Origin of the sequence: Acidovorax sp. BLS4 (assembly GCF_032929295.1) — a bacterium.
GTDB lineage: Bacteria > Pseudomonadota > Gammaproteobacteria > Burkholderiales > Burkholderiaceae_C > Paracidovorax.
Window position 1 is genome coordinate 4,299,230 of the sequence record NZ_CP136797.1, and the last position, 15,003, is coordinate 4,314,232.

The window sequence follows — 15,003 nt, forward strand, 5'->3', positions numbered from 1 at the left end:
AAGGGGAAAGTCTCAGACGGGGACCGGTCGGCCGGTTCCACCCCTGGCGAAGCCGCGATTCTAGGGCGGTGCGGAGGCCGCCGGCACCGCCACCCCCAGCCGCTCGTGCAGCCGGGCGCTGGTGGTGGTGTATTGCAGCGCCACGGGCGCGCCGGACAGGTATTCGGCCGCGCCGAAGGCCGCCAGCGTGGCTTCGTGGAAGCCGCACAGGATCAGCTTGCGCTTGCCGGGGTAGGTGTTGATGTCGCCCACCGCATGGATGCCGGGGATGGCCGTGCGGAAGGCCGCGGTATCGACCACGAGCTGCTTGCGCTCCATCGCCAGTCCCCAGTCGGCGACGGCGCCCAGGCGCGGCGAGATGCCGAGGCAGGCGATGAGCACGTCGAGTGGCAACGGTCGCGGCTGGCCGTCCGGGTCGATCAGTTGCAGCGCGCTCAGGCGGTCGTGCTGCACCTCGATGCCGACGATCTGCCCGGCCACCACCGTGATGCGGCCAGCCTCGCGCAGGGCCTGCAGCTGGGCCAGGGCCTCGGGTGGCGCCTGGAAGGCATCGCGCCGGTGCAGCAGGGTCACGCTGGCGGCGGCGTGCGGCCCCGGTTGGGCGCAGGCGATGGCGCGGGCCACGGCGGTGTCTTCGCCGCCATGCACGACCACATGGCGGCCGGCGGTGTCGGCCGCATCCTCGTGGTAATGCAATTGCGTGCCTTCGAAGCGATCGATGCCTTCGGCCTTGACGGCGCGCGGCACGAACGCGCCCACGCCCGCGGCGATGAAGACCGTACGCGCCAGCAGCGCGGTGCCGGCCGTGGTCTGCAGCAAAAGCCGCCCGTCGGGCTGCGGCGCGAGCGTGGCGACACGCTGGCCCAGGTGCAGGGTGGGTGGGAACGGGGCGATCTGCCGCTGCAGCAACGCGACGAGTTCGCGCCCGGTGCAGACGGGAATGCCGGGAATGTCGTAGATGGGTTTGTCGCCGTACAGCTCGGCGCACTGGCCGCCCACGTGGGGCAGCGCATCGATCACATGGGCTGCAATGCCCTGCAACCCGAGCTGGAACACCTGGAACAGCCCGACCGGCCCCGCGCCGATGACGGCGGCATCCGTCTCGATGGTTCTCGAGGGGGCTGTGGTCGCTTCGATCTTCACGGGGCGTCGGGGGCCTGTCTGCTTCAGCGGATCAGGTCGGCCACCTTGCCGGGCTTGCCGTTCCATTCGTCGGCGTCGGGCAGGGGCGCCTTGCGCTTGGTGATGCTCTTGAACTGGGGCGACAGGTCGGCGTTGATCTTGATGAAGGCGATCTGGTCCGGGGGCAGGTCTTCCTCGGCAAAGATGGCGTTGGCCGGGCACTCGGGAATGCACACGGCGCAGTCGATGCATTCATCGGGGTCGATCACGAGGAAGTTGGGGCCTTCGCGGAAGCAGTCCACGGGGCACACGTCCACACAGTCGGTGTACTTGCACTTGATGCAGTTTTCGGAGACGACGTGAGTCATGGCAGGAGTTGTCGTTGGATCGGGGGTAACCCGCGATTTTAGGGCGTTTCAGGGAGGGGCCCGGGGGCCGCCCCTGCAACGGCAAGGATTCGGCGCCGCCGGTCAGGCCGCCGGGGCGTTCACGAGCACCGCGCCAGCGGTCTTGTGGCTGGCGGTATCCACCAGGATCAGCGAGCCCAGCACGCGCGCCTGGGTGAACGGCGCGGCGGGCAGGGGCTCCTGCAGCAGCAGGTCCACGTGGCCGATGGCATTGGGGTCGAGCTGGGCGGCGTCTTCTTCGGCCAGCGTGTGGATGTTGAGCTTGTGCACCACGCGCTGCACCTTGGCCTTGACCCAGCGGTGGCCGTGCAGCGCCCAGTACACGCGGCCGGCGACCAGGGGCTCGTCGTCCATCCAGGCCACGGTGGCGCGCAACTCGCGCCGGCCGGGCCACGACGGCGTCGATGCCGGGGTGTCGAAATCGTCGGCGGCTACGGCGGCGGCCTGCGGTGCGGCCAGGATCCAGTCGCCGCGCGACACATCCACCTCGCGGTCGAGCACGATGCCCGCGCTCTGGCCGGCCGGCACGCCTACGGGGCGGCGCGCATGGTCCAGGACCTGGGCCACGGTGGCCTGCTGGCCGCTCGGGAACACCTGCACGGCCGTGCCCGGCGCCACGGCGCCTGCCGCCACGCGGCCCCAGAACACGCGGCGCCCCTGGGAGGTGTCGGCGGAGGACGAGAATTTCTCGACCCACTGCACCGGGAAGGCCAGCGGCAGCGCGACGTCGGTGGGCGTGTTGGGCAGGCGCTCCAGGATCTGCAGCAGGCTCGGGCCTTCGTAGCCGCACCAGCCGGGGTGCGCATCCACCACGTTCCAGCCCTTGAGGGCGGACACGGGCACCGTCGCCCGCGCGGCGATGCCGGCGGCCTGAGCGAACGCGCCCAGCGCATCGCGGATGTGGCGGAAGGCGAGCGCCGGGTCTTCCACCGCATCGAGCTTGTTCACGGCGAACACCAGCGAATGCACGCGCAGCAGGTGCACCAGCAGGGAGTGGCGGCGCGTCTGCACCAGCAGTTCGAGGCCGGGGTTCTTCCAGTCGAGCTTGGTGGCATCGACCAGCACCACAGCGGCGTCGGCGCTGCTGGCGGCGGTGACCATGTTGCGCGTGTACTGCTCGTGGCCCGGCGCATCGCCGATGATGAACTTGCGCTCTTCGGTGGCGAAGTAGCGGTAGGCCACGTCGATGGTGATGCCCTGCTCGCGTTCGGCCGACAGGCCGTCGGTCAGCAGGGCCAGGTCGGTCTCGCCCTGGCGCTGCACGCCGGCCAGGTGGTCCTGCAGCACGGCCTTGCTGTCCACCAGCAGGCGGCCGATGAGGGTGCTCTTGCCGTCGTCGACCGAGCCGCAGGTGATGAACTTCAGTGCAGAGATGGCATCGTTTTGGCCCGATGCCGGCGGATTGATTGCCTGTTCTGCTATCGAATTGGTAGTGGTGGTCATCAGAAGTACCCGTCTTTCTTGCGCTTTTCCATCGAGGCGTCGGAGGTCTTGTCGTCCATGCGCGTGGCGCCGCGCTCGCTCACATCGGCCGCCAGGGTCTCGATCACGATGTCGGCGGCCGTGGCGGCCGGGCTCTCCACCGGGCAGGTGCAGGTGATGTCGCCCACGGTGCGAAAGCGCACGTCGCGCGTCTCCACCGTTTCGCCGTCGCGCGGCGGCGTGAGGTCGGTCACGGGCACGAGCAGGCCCTTGCGCTCGACCACCTGGCGCTTGTGGGTGTAGTAGAGCGAGGGCAGGGCGATCTGCTCGCGGTCGATGTACTGCCACACGTCGAGTTCGGTCCAGTTGCTGATGGGGAACACGCGAAAGTGCTCGCCCGGCGCCAGCCGTGTGTTGAACAGCGTCCACAGCTCGGGCCGCTGGGCCTTGGGCTGCCATTGGCCGAAGCTGTCGCGGTGCGAGAAGATGCGCTCCTTGGCGCGGGCCTTTTCCTCATCGCGGCGGGCGCCGCCGATCAGCGCGTCGAAGCGGAATTCCTCGATGGCCTCCAGCAGCGTGACCGACTGGTGCACGTTGCGGCTCTCGCCCGGATGCGCGAGGCGCACGGTGCCGCGCGCCATGGAGTCTTCCACGCTGCGCACGATGAGCTCGGCCCCCAGTTCCTTCGCCCGGAAGTCGCGGAAATCCGTCACCTCGGGGAAGTTGTGGCCGGTGTCGATCATCAGCAGCGGGTAGGGAATGCGCCCCACGCCAAAAGCCTTCTCGGCGCACCGCAGCATCACCAGCGAATCCTTGCCGCCCGAAAACAGCAGGGCGGGGCGCTCGAAGGCGGCGGCCACCTCGCGCAGGATGAAGATGGTTTCTTCTTCCAGCGCGTCCAGGTGGCGGTTGCTGAGGTGGCTCAGCACATGGGATTCGGTGCGGGCATTCATGCGGGGGATCTCGTTGGGGGCGTCGTTGTGCGGGGCGGGGGCGTCGCGTCAGGCGGCGTCGCGGAAATGCGGCAGCGGGTGCGTCACGTCGCCCTGGTAGAAGGCGTGGAAGCGGTCCAGCTGGCGCTGCGCATCGGCCATGTCCACGCCCTCGCGCAGCACGGCCACGTCGAAGCCGCAGCGGGCCATCTGCACCAGCTGGTCGATGAGCACGTCGCCCGTGGCGCGGATCTCGCCCGCGAACTTCAGGCGCTGGCGCAGCAGGCGGGCCTGGCTGAATGCCCGGCCGTCGGTGAATTTCGGAAAGTGCAGGTCGATGCGCTCGATGCCTGCAAGGTCTTGCGCGAGCGGGTCGGCGTCGTTGGCCAGTTCAAGGACTTTTTGGCCTTCCGCGCTTGTGCTGTGTGCGCTGGCAGCTATTATTTTCATAGTGATTCGGTGGGGCTGGAGGACGTCGGCGGATGTCAGTCGGAAAGGACTTCGGCAGGGTGGCGCGCGGCGTTGGCGGCGGCCTTGAACGGCTCGATGCCCACGCGGCGCACGGTGTCGATGAAGTTCTCGTGCCGGGGGCCGTGGGCGGCGTCCACCACGGGCAGGCGCTCGGTGCGGTAGGTGGCCAGCAGCGCCTCGATCACGCCGGGCACTTCGCTGGCGCTGAACGACGGGCCGATGATCTTGCCGGGAATGGCCGGACCCGACAGGTTCGTGCCGTCGGCGCCGCCCAGCGTGATCTGGTACCACTCCTTGCCGTCCTTGTCGACGCCCAGGATGCCGATGTGGCCGCTGTGGTGGTGGCCGCAGCTGTTGATGCAGCCGCTGATGTGCAGGTCGATCTCGCCCAGGTCCCACAGCTCGTCCAGGTCCTGGTAGCGCTCGGTGATGGCTTCGGCGATGGGCAGCGAGCGGGCATTGGCCAGCGAGCAGAAGTCGCCGCCGGGGCAGGCGATCATGTCGGTCAGCAGGCCGATGTTGGGCTTGGCCAGGCCGAGCGCCTTGGCGGCCTTGTACAGCTCGGGCAACTGGTCGCGGCGCACCCAGGGCAGCAGCAGGTTCTGTTCGTGCGTCACGCGGGCCTCGCCGCCCGAGAAGCGGTCGGCCAGGTCGGCGGCGGCTTCCATCTGCTCGGCGGTGGCGTCGCCGGGCGCGTAGCCCAGGCGCTTGAACGACAGCACCACGGCGCGCAGCTGCGGATGGCGGTGCGGCATCACGTTGCGCGTGAGCCAGCGGCCGAAGTCCTGGTCGTTCTCGGCGGCGGTGCGCAGCAGGGCCACGGTCTCGGCTTCGGCGTCCGCCGGGCGCAGGTCCAGCGCGGGTTCGCGGAACGAGGCGGTCACGCGGTCCAGTTCGGCCTGGGTGATGGTGTGCGGTCCGCCTTCGATCTCGACGATCTGCCGGAATTCCTCCTCGACCTGGTCGATGTAGGTCTGGCCTTCGGACTTGACGAGGATCTTGATGCGCGCCTTCCAGGCGTTGTCTCGGCGGCCGTAGCGGTTGTAGACGCGGATCACGGCTTCCAGGTAGTTCATGAGCTGGTTCCAGGGCAGGAACTCGCGCAGCACCGGGCTGATGACGGGGGTGCGGCCCATGCCGCCACCGGCGCGCACGCGAAAGCCCAGCTCGCCGGCATCGTTCTTGTGCAACTGCAGGCCCACGTCGTACCAGCCGAGGGCGGCGCGGTCTTCCAGTGCGCCGTTGAGCGAGATCTTGAACTTGCGCGGCAGGAAGGCAAACTCGGGGTGCAGCGTGCTCCACTGGCGCAGGATTTCGCAGAACGGGCGCGGGTCGGCGATCTCGTCGGCGGCGATGCCGGCCAGCGCGTCGCTGGTGATGTTGCGGATGCAGTTGCCGCTGGTCTGGATGCCGTGCAGTTGCACGGAGGCCAGCAGGTCCATCACATCGGCACTCTTGTCCAGCGGAATCCAGTTGTACTGCACGTTGGTGCGCGTGGTGAAGTGGCCATAGCCGTACTTCAGCTGCGTGCCGATGCGCCGGCCGTCGTGCAGGGGGATGTCGCCCAGCTTTTCCTGCGTGGCCTGGGCCTCGGCCAGCAGGGCGGCATTGGGCTGGTCGTACTCGCGGGCCACCTTGGCCAGCACGCGCAGCTGGGTGCTGGACAGCTCGCCGTAGGGCACGGCCACGCGCAGCATGGGCGCGTAGCGCTGCACGTACCAGCCGTTTTGCAGGCGCAGGGGCTTGAATTCGTCGCCCGAAAGCTTGCCGGCCTGGAAGCGTTCGAGTTGGTCGCGGTACTGCTCAGCGCGCAGGCGGATGAATTCGCGGTCGAAGTCTGTGTATTGGTACATCGTGGGTCACTCAGATCAAAACCAATTTGGCGCCCGCCCAGGCGAGCAGCACGGAAAGGGCCGAGCGGATCAACCGCTCCGGCGCGCGGGATACGAGGCGCGAGCCCAGCCAGATGCCTGGCAGCGATCCCGCCAGCAATTGGACCAGAAGCGGCCAGTCCACGGAGCCGAGCGACGCATGCCCCAGGCCGGCCACCAGGGTCAGCGGCACGGCATAGGCAATGTCGGCCGCGATGATGCGCGGCAACGGCAGCAGGGGAAACACCATCAGCAGCACCGTCACGCCGATGGCGCCCGCGCCCACGGAGGTGAAGGTGACCAGCGTGCCGATCACGGCGCCCAGCAGCACCGGCAGGCTCCAGTGGCGCGGCCGTGCGGCGTCTGTGCCCGCGTCGGCACGCGCCGCCCGGTCGGCCGCCTGTCGGGCGGGAGAAAACACGAAGGCCTTGTATAGCATGGCCGCGGCGGTCAGCAGCAGGGCCACGCCCAGCGTGGTCGTCATGATGCGCTGGGCGGTGCTGCTGCTGGGCCCCATCACCTGGAGGGCCCACAGCGACAGCAGCGCCGCCGGCACGCTGCCGGCGCACAGCAGGCCCACCACCTTCCAGGGCACGAGCCGCTGGCGTGCCAGGCTGACGGTGCCCCCCATCTTGGTGAAGGCGGCGAACAGCAGGTCGGTGCCGATGGCCAGGTGCGGCTTCACGCCGAAGAAGAAGATCAGGATCGGCGTCATCAGCGAGCCGCCGCCCACCCCGGTGAGGCCGACGATCAAGCCCACCGCGAAGCCCGCGAAAACGAATGCCAAATCATGCATGCGGGCGAATGTAGTGGGAGTCTTTATGGAAACAAACGATTGTTTTGTGAGGCCGTTATGCGGATAAGCATATTCCTCAAGGCTGGCGCGGGTTGGCAGGGGGCGGACGGCGGAAAACGGCGATAAGGGGTTGGGCGCCGTTTCTGCCCGGCCCGCGGGTCAGTCCAGGTTCACAGGCGTTCCGTGCCCAGCGCTTGGGCCAGGCGGGCGTCCAGCGGCAAGGGTTCGCCATGCAGCCGGGCGGCGACCAGTTCGCCGCACAGCGGCGCCAGCGTGATTCCGCGCGCGCCCATCGCCGTGCACACCCACAGCCCGGGCAGGGCGTGCGGGTCCACCGGGCCGGCGATCGGCAGGCGGTCGGGCGAGGCGCAGCGCAGGCCGGCCCAGACCGAAACGGGGGGGATTTCCCTGCCGGGCACTCGGTCCGTTGGGGCCGCATGGGTCTGGCCGAAGGCGGGCGCCAACTGGTCCGCCACGGCCGGCAGCAAGGTGCGCAGCTTTTTCCAGTTGGTGGCGTGGGCGGCCGTCTCGTCGGCGCTGCTGGGCGGAAGCTCGGTGGCGTGGCGTTCGAAGGTGGAGCCGGCGTACCAGCGCCGGGCGCCGTTCGCGCCCTCCGGCCCGGGAATGTGGGGCACGAGGCTGCCGTTGCCATTGACCGGAAAGGGCGGCCAGCCCGCGGTGTCTTCGCCTTCTTCGGCCCACGACACCTGGCCGCGCAGCGGCTGCAGGGTCCAGCGGTGGTCCAGCAGCGGCATGCTGTCGGGCCCGGCCGCCACGAAGGCGTAGGGGGCCTCGGCCAGCACCTGGCCCTGCGCACCGATGGCTTGCCAGCCCGCCGGCCCAGTGTCGTCGCTCTTGCCGTCGCTCTTTCCGTCCTCGCCGGCCGGCACGCGGCGCAACCGCGCAACCTGTGCGCCGCCGTGCCATGCGATGGCCGGGTGGTCCAGCAGGGACTGCACCAGCCGCGCCGGGCGCACCCAGCCGGCGCGGGCGTGCCAGCAGGCCGTGGTGCCGGGCGGCAGCCCGGCCTGCCGCAGCGCGTCGGCGTCGGCGGGGCGGCTCCATTCGCCGCCGTTCCCGCCGGCCCAGGTCGGCGGCACCCCCGGGCTGCCGTCCACGCGGTGCTCCAGCACGCCGCAGGGGCTCCAGGCTTCGCCCACCGGCAGGGCCGACAGCGCCTGCAGCGTGGTGCGCACCCCGCTGCGTGACAGGCGCGACAGCACGCTGTCGTCGGGCGACACATGGGGGGCGAGCAGGCCGGCGGGCAGGCCGGAGGCGCCGCGCGCGGGCGCCTCGGCGCGGTCCAGCACCCGCACCTTCCACCCGCGACGCGCCAGGCTCGCGGCCACCGAGGCGCCGGCCAGTCCCGCGCCGATCACCAGGCATTCGGACGCCGCCGCCACTTCCAGCGGCGGCGGGGCGTTGCGCGCCGCCCGGGGTTCCCAGGCCGGATCGAACGTGGCCTGCAGGTTGTCGCGCTTCGGGGGCACGCCGGGCACCTTGGCCACGGTGAAGCCGCACTGCGCGAGCGTGTCGCGCACCGCCCGCGCGATGGTCCAGGTCGCCAGCCGCGTGCCCCGCCGGCAGCAGCGCGCCACGGCCTTCAGGGTGTGTTCGTTCCAGAGATCGGGGTTGCGCTGCGGGCTGAAGCCGTCCAGGTAGACCGAATCGGCCGTCGGCATCTGCTGGCGCAGCATGGCCTGGGCATCGCCCACATAGAGCGTGAGCAGCACGCGGCCCTGCTCGAACGACAGGCGGTGCACGCCCGGCAGCAGCCCCCAGAACTGGTCGTGCAGCTGCTGCGCCAGGGGCGCGAGGTCGGGGTGGGCGCTGGTGGCGCGTAGCAGGTCGCCGGCGGCCACGGGGTAGGCCTCGCACGAGGCGAAGTGCAGCAGGGCAGGGCGATCGGGGTCGCTGCGCCAGGCCGCCCAGGTCACGAGGAAGTTCAACCCCAGGCCGAAGCCGGTCTCCAGGATGCGCCAGCGCGGCTGGCCGGCCCAGGCCTGGGGCAGGCCGCAGCCGTGCAGGAACACGCGGCGCGCCTGGCCCAGGCCGCCGTTTTCACTGTGGTAACGGTCGCCGAACCGCGGGCTGTAAGGGGTGCCGTCCGCCAGCCAGTCGATGGGCTCCGGCAGGAACCGAGCCGGGTTCATTCCCGGCGGTTCAGGCGCTGGGCGGCACGTAGCCCTGGGCGGCGTCGGCGCCTTCGCCGAAGAAGTGCTGCTCCATCTGCCGGGCCAGGTACTGGCGGGCGCGGGCGTCGGCCAGGTTCAGGCGGTTTTCATTCACCAGCATCGTCTGGTGCTTGAGCCAGGCGGCCCAGGCTTCCTTGCTGACGCCCTCCCAGATGCGCTTGCCCAGGTCACCGGGATAGGGGGGAAAGTCGAGGCCTTCGGCTTCCTTGCCGAGTTTGATGCATTGAACGGTACGTGCCATGGGGAAGGGTCCTGGAAAGGTGGTTTAGATGTTTTGGGTATTTAAAACTGAAATTTCAGTAGTTCCAGTTTTGAAGAGCGACTTTCAGAATGCGTTGCATCGGTGATTTGCACCGGACCGCATTCCACAAAAGAAAGCCTCTCATGAACGTTCGCCGCGACTTTATCAAGTTTCCCCTCGCCGCCGCCCTGCTGGCCGGTATGGCCCTGACGGCTTTGCCGTCGCTGGCCCAGCCGGTGCAGTTCCTGAACGTGTCCTACGACCCCACCCGGGAGCTGTACGTCGAATACAACCAGGCGTTCGCCAAGCACTGGAAGGCCAAGAGCGGCCAGGACCTGGCGATCAAGCAATCGCACGGCGGCTCCGGCAAGCAGGCGCGCTCGATCATCGACGGCATCGATGCCGACGTGGCCACGCTGGCACTGGGCGGCGACATCGATGCGCTTGTCACGCACGGCGGCCTCGTCAAGGCCGACTGGCAAAAACGCCTGCCACACAATTCGGCCCCCTACACCTCGACCATCGTGTTCCTGGTGAAGAAGGGCAACCCCAAGGGTCTGAAGGACTGGGACGACCTGGCCAAGCCCGGCGTGCAGGTGATCACCCCCAACCCCAAGACCTCCGGCGGCGCCCGCTGGAACTACCTGGCCGCCTGGGAATTCGCCAAGCGCAAGTACGGTGGCGACGCACAGGCCAAGGACTTTGTCGCCAAGCTGTACAGCAATGTGCCCGTGCTGGACACCGGCGCCCGCGGCTCCACCATCACCTTCGTGCAGCGCGGCGTGGGCGACGTGCTGCTGGCCTGGGAGAACGAAGCCTTTCTGGCGCTGAAGGAGTTCGGCCCCGAGAAGTTCGAGATCGTCGTGCCGTCGCTGTCCATCCTGGCCGAGCCCAGCGTGGCGGTGGTGGACAAGAACGTGGACAAGAAGGGCACCCGCGCCGTCGCCGAGGAATACCTCAAGTACCTGTACTCCGACGAAGGCCAGGACATCGCCGGCAAGAACTTCTACCGCCCCACGGGCGACAAGGCCAAGGCCAAGTACGACAAGCAGTTCCCCAAGCTCACGCTGGTGACCATCGACCAGGCCTTCGGCGGCTGGGCGAAGGCCGACAAGGCGCACTTCGCCGATGGCGGCAGCTTCGACCAGATCTACACCAAGAAGTGAAGACGACGGCGCTCTTGCCAATCCGCCCGCGCTAGAAAGCCCCATTCCATGTCCGTCCTCCTGATCGCCGGCAGCCCCTCGGAGCGTTCCCGCTCCGCCGCCCTGCTGGATACCGTGTCGCAGCGCCTGTCGGTGCGCGGTGCGCTGGTGCAGCGCCTGCACATCCGCGACCTGTCGCCCCAGGCGCTGCTGCTGGCGGACACGGGCCACCGCTCCATCGCCCACGCGGTGGACAGCGTGGCCGAGGCCAGCGTGCTGGTGGTGGCGACACCCGTCTACAAAGCGGCCTACAGCGGCGTGCTCAAGGTCTTTCTCGACCTGCTGCCGCAGGCGGCGCTCAAGGGCAAGACCGTGCTGCCGCTGGCCACCGGCGGCAGCGCCCACCACATGCTGGCGCTGGACTACGCGCTGCGGCCGGTGCTGCAGTCGCTGGGTGCCAAGCACATCCTGCCGGGCATCTACGCCACCGATGCCCAGGTCACGCTCACGCCCGAGGGCGCCTACGAGGTGGGGCACGACGTGTCCTCCCGGCTGGACGACGCCGTGAACGTGCTCATCACCGAAACCCTGCGCCCCGCGCCGGCCCAGGCCACGCGGTTCGCGCCGGTGCATTTCTCCCAGGTGCGATGTAGCGTCTGACGCGCCCCGGGCGGCGCCGGCCTGTGGGCCGACCCCCGCCGTCCGCTCCTCCCCAAGCCCTCCCCATCTTTGAGAACCCGCCCGCCGCGGGCAGGCCGCTGCATCGCCGCCCGCACCCGGTGGACCTCGCCAGAAAGACCGATCGCATGACTTCGAATTTCTCTTCCCTGCGCCGCCGGATGGTGGCTTCCGGCCTCGGCACCGTGCTGGCCGCCGGCCTGCCGCCCGCTTTGGCCCAGAAGGGCGACCGCGTCCTGCGCGTGGGCCACCAAAAGGGCTGGCTGTCGCTGCTCAAGGCCCGTGGCACGCTGGAAAAGCGCCTGGCGCCGCTGGGCGTGAAGGTGACCTGGACCGAGTTCAATGCCGGCCCGGTGCAACTGGAGGCGCTGAACGTCGGCTCGATCGACTTCGGCGACGTGGGCGAAGCGCCCCCCATCTTCGCCCAGGCGGCCGGAGCGCCGCTGGTGTACGTGGGGGCCACGGTGCCGCGCCCGCAGCTGGAGGCCGTCGTCTTGCCCAAGGGCTCGGCGATCCAGAGCGTGGCCGAGCTGAAGGGCCTGCGCGTCGCGCTCAACAAGGGCTCGAACGTGCACTACCTGCTGGTCAAGGTGCTGGAAAAGCACGGCCTGCACTACCGCGACGTGCAGCCGGTCTTCCTCGCGCCGCCCGATGCGCGGGCGGCCTTCGAGAAAGGCGCCGTGGACGCCTGGGTGATCTGGGACCCGTTCCTCGCGTCGGCGCAAAAGACGCTGCAGGCCCGCGTGCTGGCCGATGCCACGGGCGTGGCGAACAACCGCGCCTACTACTTTTCCTCGCGCGACTATTCCGCCAGGAACGCCGACGTGCTGCGCGTCGCCATCCAGGAGGTGGACGCCATCGACAAGTGGATTGCCGCGCACAAGGCCGAGGCCGCGGCGGAGCTGTCCACCGTGCTGGGACTGGACCGCGCCGTCACCGAGTTGTTCGTGGGCCGGGCGGGCTACGGTACCTCGCTGGTGTCGCGCGACATCCTGGCCGAGCAGCAGGTGATCGCCGACACCTTCTTCGACCTGAAGCTCATCCCCCGCAAGCTCAACCTGCAGGACGCCGCTCCGGTGGACCTGCTCTGAAAGGGTGCACCCATGTCCGCACCTTTCCCAACCCCTTTGCAGGTGCGCGTGCGCCGGGTGCTGGGCGTGACTGCCCAGGCCTGGGGCCTGTCGGCGCCGCGCGAAAGCGCCCGCGTGCTGGCGCTCGCCCCGGCACCCCGGGCTGCGCGCCGGCGCCGGGCCGTGGCGCGGGCGCCATTTTTCGCCATTTCCTACTGAACGACGACGAGGTCATCGCATGCAAGTGTTCTGGTTCATTCCCACCCATGGCGACAGCCGCTATCTGGGCACCACCGAAGGCGCGCGCCAGCTCAGCCACGACTACGTGAAGCAGGTGGCCGTCGCGGCCGACAGCCTGGGCTACGAAGGCGTGCTCATTCCCACCGGGCGCTCGTGCGAAGACCCGTGGGTGGTGGCGTCCAGCCTGGTGGCGGTGACGCGCCGCCTCAAGTTCCTGGTGGCCGTGCGGCCGGGCCTGCACCAGCCCAGCCTGGCCGCGCGCATGGCGGCCACGTTCGACCGGCTCTCGGGCGGGCGGCTGCTGATCAACCTGGTGACGGGCGGCGACCAGGTCGAGCTGGAAGGCGACGGCGTGTTCCTCGACCATGCGGCGCGCTACGAGCAGTCGGCCGAGTTCATCCGCATCTGGCGCGAGATCCTCACGCGCAGCCACGACGGCGGCACCTTCGATTACGAGGGCAAGCACCTCTCGGTCAAGGGCGCCAAGCTGCTGTTCCCGCCGCTGCAAAAGCCGTATCCGCCGGTGTACTTCGGCGGCTCCTCGGCCGCCGCGCACGACTTGGCGGCCGAACAGGTGGAGGCCTACCTGACCTGGGGCGAGCCACCCGCCGAAGTGGCCAAGAAAGTGGCTGATGTGCGCGAGAAGGCCGCGCGGCTGGGCCGCACGGTGAAGTTCGGCATCCGCCTGCACGTGATCGTGCGCGAGACCGATGCCGAGGCCTGGGCCGCGGCCGAGAGCCTCATCAGCCGCGTGAAGGACGAAACCGTGGTGCAGGCCCAGGCCGTGTTCGCGCGCATGGACTCCGAGGGGCAGCGCCGGATGGCCGCGCTGCATGCGGGCGGGGCCAAGCGCTCCCGGGCCGACCTGGAGATCAGCCCCAACCTGTGGGCCGGCGTGGGCCTGGTGCGCGGCGGCGCGGGCACAGCCCTGGTGGGCGATCCGCAGACCGTGGCTGACCGCATCAAGGAGTACGCCGCCTTGGGGATCGACACCTTCGTCATGTCGGGCTACCCGCACCTCGAAGAGGCGTACCGCTTTGCCGAGCTGGTGTTTCCGCTGCTGCCGCTGGCGTTGCAGGAAAAGCTCGCGGGCGGCGCGCCCGGCGGGCCATTCGGCGAGGTCGTGGGCAACCAGTACGCGCCGCGCGCGTCGCAAAGCTGAGCGGCGGGGCAGACCATGGCGATCCATTCCATCAACCATGTGCAACTGGCCTTTCCGGCGGGCGCCGAGGGCCAGATCCGCAACTTCTACAGCACGCTGCTGGGGCTGCCGGAATTGATCCACCCCATCGGCAGCACCCTGCGCTTTGCCGCGGGGGCGCAGCGCATCGAGCTGGTGCCCACCGAACGCTGGCAGCCGGCGCCTGCCGTGTCCCACCTGGCGTTCGAGGTGGAGAACCTGCCCGAGCTGCGCGGGCGGCTGCTGCAGGCCGAGCTACCGCTGGTGGAGAACCGGGCGCTGCCCGGCTACCTGCGCTTTTATGTGAAGGACCCGGCGGGCAACCAGCTGGAGTTCCTCGAACCCGACAACGAACCGAGGTACGACGCATGACCGATACGGTACGAGAGCTGCAGGTCTCGCCCCTGCCCGAGTCGCCCGAAGGCCCGGCGGGCGCCTTGCCTGCGCCGCTGGTGCAGCTGGTGGCCGCCGTGTGGCGCCGCCTGCTGCCCTGGCTGGTGCCGGTCGCGCTGATCGCGCTGTGGCAGGTGGCGTCTGCCCTGGGGTGGCTGTCCACCCGCGTGCTGCCGGCGCCGCTGGACGTGGTCAAGGCCGCGTGGACGCTCACCGAATCGGGCGAGCTGTGGACCCATGTGAAGGTGAGCGCCAGCCGTGCCCTGGCGGGCCTGGCGATCGGAGGCGGCCTGGGGCTGGTGCTGGGGCTGCTCACCGGCTCGCTGCGGCTGGCCGAGACGCTGCTCGACTCCACCATCCAGATGGTGCGCAACATCCCGGCGCTGGCGCTCATTCCGCTGGTGATCCTGTGGTTTGGCATCGACGAGTCGGCCAAGCTGTTCCTCATCAGCGTGTCGGTGTTCTTTCCGATCTACCTGAACACCTTCCACGGCATCCGCAACGTGGACCCGGGCCTGATCGAGATGGGCCGAACCTACGGCCTGTCGCGCTGGCAGCTGTACCGCGAAATCATCCTGCCCGGAGCACTGTCGTCCATCCTGGTGGGCCTGCGCTTTTCGCTGGGGCTGATGTGGGTGATCCTGATCGTGGCCGAGACGATTTCGGCCCAGGCCGGCATCGGCTACCTGACCATGAACGCCCGCGAGTTCCTGCAGACCGACATCGTGCTGGTGGGCATCCTGCTGTATGCGCTGCTCGGCAAGCTGGCCGATGTGTTCGCCCGCGGGCTGGAGCACTGGTGGCTGCGCTGGCATCCCGGCTACCAGGCCAAGTCCTGAA

The 15,003-nt window shown here is 69.4% G+C and carries 16 protein-coding genes; 7 read left to right on the top strand and 9 right to left on the bottom strand.

Going from position 1 to position 15,003, the window contains the following annotated elements; genetic code table 11:
• Positions 1 to 60 precede the first annotated feature (60 nt).
• The 9 genes from R1Z03_RS19770 to R1Z03_RS19810 form a co-directional block, all read right to left on the bottom strand.
• Entirely contained in the window at positions 61 to 1,137 is a 1,077-nt protein-coding gene (locus R1Z03_RS19770) for an NAD(P)/FAD-dependent oxidoreductase (protein WP_317360439.1), read from the bottom strand.
• Between the two features lie 29 nt (positions 1,138 to 1,166).
• The gene (fdxA, locus tag R1Z03_RS19775; protein ID WP_092743740.1) at positions 1,167 to 1,490 is read right to left on the bottom strand and encodes a ferredoxin FdxA; all 324 of its coding nucleotides are present in this window, start codon (positions 1,488 to 1,490) and stop codon (positions 1,167 to 1,169) included.
• 102 nt (positions 1,491 to 1,592) lie between these two features.
• Positions 1,593 to 2,972: a GTP-binding protein gene (locus tag R1Z03_RS19780; RefSeq protein WP_317354278.1), complete on the bottom strand. Its 1,380-nt coding sequence runs from the start codon at positions 2,970 to 2,972 to the stop codon at positions 1,593 to 1,595.
• On the bottom strand, positions 2,972 to 3,904 hold the full coding sequence (cysD, locus tag R1Z03_RS19785; RefSeq protein WP_272553239.1) for a sulfate adenylyltransferase subunit CysD: 933 nt from the start codon (positions 3,902 to 3,904) through the stop codon (positions 2,972 to 2,974). Before cysD ends, R1Z03_RS19780 begins: the two co-directional genes overlap by 1 nt.
• Before the next feature lie 48 nt (positions 3,905 to 3,952).
• Complete coding sequence (locus R1Z03_RS19790; RefSeq protein ID WP_317354285.1) at positions 3,953 to 4,333, bottom strand: DUF934 domain-containing protein; 381 nt, start codon at positions 4,331 to 4,333, stop codon at positions 3,953 to 3,955.
• Positions 4,334 to 4,368: 35 nt separating this feature from the next.
• Positions 4,369 to 6,207 (bottom strand): nitrite/sulfite reductase, encoded by a 1,839-nt coding sequence (locus R1Z03_RS19795; RefSeq protein WP_317354288.1) that lies wholly within the window; start codon positions 6,205 to 6,207, stop codon positions 4,369 to 4,371.
• A gap of 10 nt (positions 6,208 to 6,217) precedes the next feature.
• Positions 6,218 to 7,021: a sulfite exporter TauE/SafE family protein gene (locus R1Z03_RS19800; RefSeq protein ID WP_284404497.1), complete on the bottom strand. Its 804-nt coding sequence runs from the start codon at positions 7,019 to 7,021 to the stop codon at positions 6,218 to 6,220.
• A 170-nt stretch (positions 7,022 to 7,191) separates the two neighbouring features.
• Entirely contained in the window at positions 7,192 to 9,156 is a 1,965-nt protein-coding gene (mnmC, locus tag R1Z03_RS19805; protein ID WP_317360441.1) for an FAD-dependent 5-carboxymethylaminomethyl-2-thiouridine(34) oxidoreductase MnmC, read from the bottom strand.
• Between the two features lie 28 nt (positions 9,157 to 9,184).
• Positions 9,185 to 9,457, bottom strand: coding sequence for an oxidative damage protection protein (locus tag R1Z03_RS19810; protein ID WP_284414462.1), 273 nt, complete (start codon positions 9,455 to 9,457; stop codon positions 9,185 to 9,187).
• 143 nt (positions 9,458 to 9,600) lie between these two features.
• On the opposite strand from R1Z03_RS19810, the gene R1Z03_RS19815 reads away from it, so the two are divergent.
• The 7 genes from R1Z03_RS19815 (at position 9,601) to ssuC (ending at position 15,002) form a co-directional block, all read left to right on the top strand.
• On the top strand, positions 9,601 to 10,623 hold the full coding sequence (locus R1Z03_RS19815) for a sulfate ABC transporter substrate-binding protein (RefSeq protein WP_272569324.1): 1,023 nt from the start codon (positions 9,601 to 9,603) through the stop codon (positions 10,621 to 10,623).
• Positions 10,624 to 10,671: 48 nt separating this feature from the next.
• Positions 10,672 to 11,262 (top strand): NADPH-dependent FMN reductase, encoded by a 591-nt coding sequence (gene ssuE / locus R1Z03_RS19820; protein ID WP_317354295.1) that lies wholly within the window; start codon positions 10,672 to 10,674, stop codon positions 11,260 to 11,262.
• Positions 11,263 to 11,408: 146 nt separating this feature from the next.
• Positions 11,409 to 12,371 carry a sulfonate ABC transporter substrate-binding protein gene (locus tag R1Z03_RS19825; protein WP_317354298.1) on the top strand — a complete coding sequence of 321 codons (963 nt, stop codon included), beginning with the start codon at positions 11,409 to 11,411 and terminating at the stop codon, positions 12,369 to 12,371.
• A gap of 12 nt (positions 12,372 to 12,383) precedes the next feature.
• Positions 12,384 to 12,569, top strand: coding sequence for a hypothetical protein (locus R1Z03_RS19830; protein ID WP_284425657.1), 186 nt, complete (start codon positions 12,384 to 12,386; stop codon positions 12,567 to 12,569).
• Positions 12,570 to 12,588: 19 nt separating this feature from the next.
• Positions 12,589 to 13,752, top strand: coding sequence for an FMNH2-dependent alkanesulfonate monooxygenase (ssuD, locus tag R1Z03_RS19835; protein WP_284399997.1), 1,164 nt, complete (start codon positions 12,589 to 12,591; stop codon positions 13,750 to 13,752).
• Positions 13,753 to 13,767: 15 nt separating this feature from the next.
• Positions 13,768 to 14,142: a VOC family protein gene (locus R1Z03_RS19840; protein ID WP_284399990.1), complete on the top strand. Its 375-nt coding sequence runs from the start codon at positions 13,768 to 13,770 to the stop codon at positions 14,140 to 14,142.
• Positions 14,139 to 15,002, top strand: coding sequence for an aliphatic sulfonate ABC transporter permease SsuC (ssuC, locus tag R1Z03_RS19845; protein WP_272569330.1), 864 nt, complete (start codon positions 14,139 to 14,141; stop codon positions 15,000 to 15,002). The genes R1Z03_RS19840 and ssuC overlap by 4 nt, the downstream gene beginning before the upstream one ends.
• The last annotated feature ends 1 nt before the right edge of the window (position 15,003 follow it).